The sequence below is a fragment of the Amycolatopsis palatopharyngis genome (assembly GCF_003385185.1).
Lineage (GTDB): Bacteria > Actinomycetota > Actinomycetes > Mycobacteriales > Pseudonocardiaceae > Amycolatopsis > Amycolatopsis palatopharyngis.
Window position 1 is genome coordinate 1 of sequence record NZ_PQHZ01000115.1, and the last position, 3,051, is coordinate 3,051.

At 68.7% G+C, this 3,051-nt stretch carries 3 protein-coding genes; 2 read left to right on the forward strand and 1 reads right to left on the reverse strand.

Features of this window, described 5'->3' with window-relative positions; translation table 11 throughout:
• The first annotated feature begins 152 nt into the window (after positions 1–152).
• Together istA and istB are read left to right on the forward strand one after the other, a co-directional pair.
• Positions 153–1,784 carry an IS21 family transposase gene (gene istA / locus D0C15_RS33765; RefSeq protein WP_116052087.1) on the forward strand — a complete coding sequence of 544 codons (1,632 nt, stop codon included), beginning with the start codon at positions 153–155 and terminating at the stop codon, positions 1,782–1,784.
• Positions 1,781–2,584: an IS21-like element helper ATPase IstB gene (gene istB / locus D0C15_RS33770; protein WP_116052088.1), complete on the forward strand. Its 804-nt coding sequence runs from the start codon at positions 1,781–1,783 to the stop codon at positions 2,582–2,584. The genes istA and istB overlap by 4 nt, the downstream gene beginning before the upstream one ends.
• Here istB and D0C15_RS33775 read toward each other — a convergent pair.
• Entirely contained in the window at positions 2,511–2,858 is a 348-nt protein-coding gene (locus D0C15_RS33775) for a hypothetical protein (RefSeq protein ID WP_211323426.1), read from the reverse strand. The genes istB and D0C15_RS33775 overlap by 74 nt on opposite strands.
• Positions 2,859–3,051 lie beyond the last annotated feature (193 nt).

Here is a 3,051-nt window from a genome sequence, read left to right on the forward strand (position 1 = left end):
TGGCCGTGGCATCGTGATTTGGCCCCGGTTCGGCACCGCTATCGGGCCCCACCGATCGGGCGAATTCCTGCTCGTGGTGTGCGAGTCGGCGGGTCGAGTTGAGGGTCCTGGGTGGACAGTGCCGGTGAGGGGCCGTCCGCGTGGGAGCCGGAATGGTGTCGAGGGTGGAGTTGTTCGCGCTGATTCGGCGGGATGCCCGGGTGGAGGGGCTCTCGGTCCGGGCGCTGGCTGAGCGGCATGGGGTGCACCGCCGGACGGTGCGTCACGCGCTCGGCTCGGCCGTCCCGCCACCGCGGAAGGCACCGGCCCGGTCTTCGCCGGTGACAGGGCCGCTGCGCGCGGCGATGGACGAGATGCTGCAGGCCGATCTGAACGCACCGCGTAAGCAACGCCACACCGCGCACCGGATCTGGGAGAGGCTGGTCGACGAGCACGACGCGACGATCGCGTATCGCACGGTGTCGAAGTACGTCGCGGCCCGCCGCCCGCAGATCGTGCTGGAAGCCCGCAACCGCGCGGGAGTGATGGACGGGTTCGTTCCGCAGACCCACCTTCCGGGCCAGGACGCCGAGGTCGACTTCGCTGAAGTCTGGGTCAATGTCGGCGGCGTCGACACCAAGTGCTTCCTCTTCACACTGCGAATGTCGTTCTCTGGCAAGGCAATTCACCGTGTCTACTCATCACAGGGCCAAGAGGCGTTCTTCGCCGGTCATGTCGCCGCGTTCACCGAACTGGGCGGCGTCCCGGCCGGAGATATCCGCTACGACAATCTCTCCTCAGCGGTCCGGAGAGTCTGCTTCGGACGCTCACGTGTTGAGACCGACCGGTGGGTGCTGTTCAAGTCCGCTTACGGAGTCACCAGTTTCTATTGCATGCCCGGCAAAGAAGGCGCGCACGAGAAGGGCGGTGTCGAGGGCGAAGGCGGCCGGTTCCGGCGACGCTGGTTCGTCCCGGTCCCGAAGATCGCCGACATCTCCGGGCTGGCCGGCATCAACGACAAGCTCGCCGCGGCGGACCACGCCGAGGACGCCCGCCACATCGACCAACGGGTCACCACGATCGGGCAGAACTTCGCCCTCGAAACACCGCTGCTGGCGGCGTTGCCGGTGGACGAGTTCGACATCGCGCTGACCACCACACCGCGGGTGGACCGCTACGCCAGGATCACCGTCCGGCAAGCGCTCTACTCGGTCCCGGCCCGGCTGATCGGGCAGACGGTCCGGGCGAAGCTCGACGCGGAAGAACTGGTGGTATTCCACGGCTCCACGGAGGTCGCGCGGCATCCGCGGATGACCACCAAAGGCGGGCAGCACCTGGTGCTCGATCACTATCTTGAGGTCCTGGCTGGCAAACCCGGTGCGCTGCGCGGGGCGACCGCGCTGGTTCACGCGCGGCAGAAGGGCTGGTTCACCGCCACGCACGACGCGTTCTGGGCCGCCACGCGGGCCAAGCACGGCGACCAGGCCGGGACCCGGTTGCTGATCGAGGTTCTGCTGCTGCACCGGCGGATGGCTCATGCGCACGTGATCGCCGGGATCCGCGTCACGCTCGAGGCTGGGTCGGTCTCACCCGACGTGGTGGCGATCGAGGCCCGCAAGCACGCGGCCGCGGCCGGCGAACCCAGCACCGAGCTGCCACGGCCGCAGCGCAGCCGCAGCAAGGTCGTCTCGCTGCCCGACCGCCGCCGCGACGCCGAACTGCCGCCGGACGCACGCCCCGCACCGTCGGTCGAGGCCTACGACCAGCTGCTCAGCAATCCTTCGAGGAAGGGGAACGTCTCATGACCCGCACCACTGCCCGCGGCCGGGACCAGATCACCGAGGAAGCCGCCGACGCCGCGATCGAGCAGGCCTGCCGGATCCTGCGGCTGCCCACCATCCGCGACCGCTTCGGCGACAACGCCGCCGCCGCGGCCCGGCAGCAGGCCACCTACAAGAGCTTCCTGTCCGAGCTGCTGTTCATCGAGTGCGAGGACCGCGAGGTCCGCCGCAAGGCCCGGCTGGTCAAGCAGGCGTGCTTCCCGCGCACGAAACGCTTGGAGGACTTCGACTTCGCCGCGAATCCGAACGTCCCGCCGGCGCTCGTGCACACCCTCGCCAAGGGCGCCTGGATCCGCGCGGGGCAACCGGTCTGTCTGATCGGGGACTCCGGCACCGGCAAGTCCCATCTGCTGATCGGGCTGGGCACCGCCGCGGCGGAGGCCGGGTTCAAGGTCCGCTACGTCACCGCCGCCGCGCTGGTCAACGAGCTCGTCGAGGCCGCCGACGACAAGCACCTGTCCAAGACCATCGCCCGCTATGGCCGCGTCGACCTGTTGTGTCTTGATGAGCTGGGCTATCTCGAGCTGGACCGCCGCGGCGCGGAGCTGCTGTTTCAGGTGTTCACCGAGCGGGAGGAACGTTCCAGCATCGCGATCGCGAGCAATTCGGCGTTCAGCGAGTGGGCTCGCACCTTCACCGATCCGCGGCTCTGCGCCGCGATTGTCGATCGCTTGACGTTCGATGCGTCCATCATCGAGACCGGCACCGAGTCGTTCCGGCTGCGCACCACCAAACGCCGCCGCAGCAGCACCCGTGCCAGCTGAACACCCGGTCAGAACGGCGCTTCACGCCAGTCCGGCTCGACCTGCCCTCCGGCGGAACGCGGATGGTTCCCGCGTCGATCTCGACCCGCTCGCCGGCGGCGATCTCGGCCGCGAACACGTCCAGCGTGTCCTCGTCCAGCCAGCAGTCCCACACCTCACAGGCGTCCTCCAGCTCACGGCGGACCACCGCGACCGGTTTGCCCGCGAACCCGATGAACACCTCATCCAGCGCCCACACCAGTGTCACCACCGGGCCGGGCTCACGCTCACTCACCACGCCATCGTCCACCGGCCAGCACTCCTGCGACCAGCAGAAACACCCGAACGAAGTGGGGCCAAATCAGAGTGCCGCCCCACGCCCGACGACGGCAGGTGGGGCCACATCAAGATGCCGACCGATCCCGCAACCCAGCCGCCGGGGCCAGTTCAGAATGCCGAACCGGGGCCAATTCGGCTTGCCGAAATCA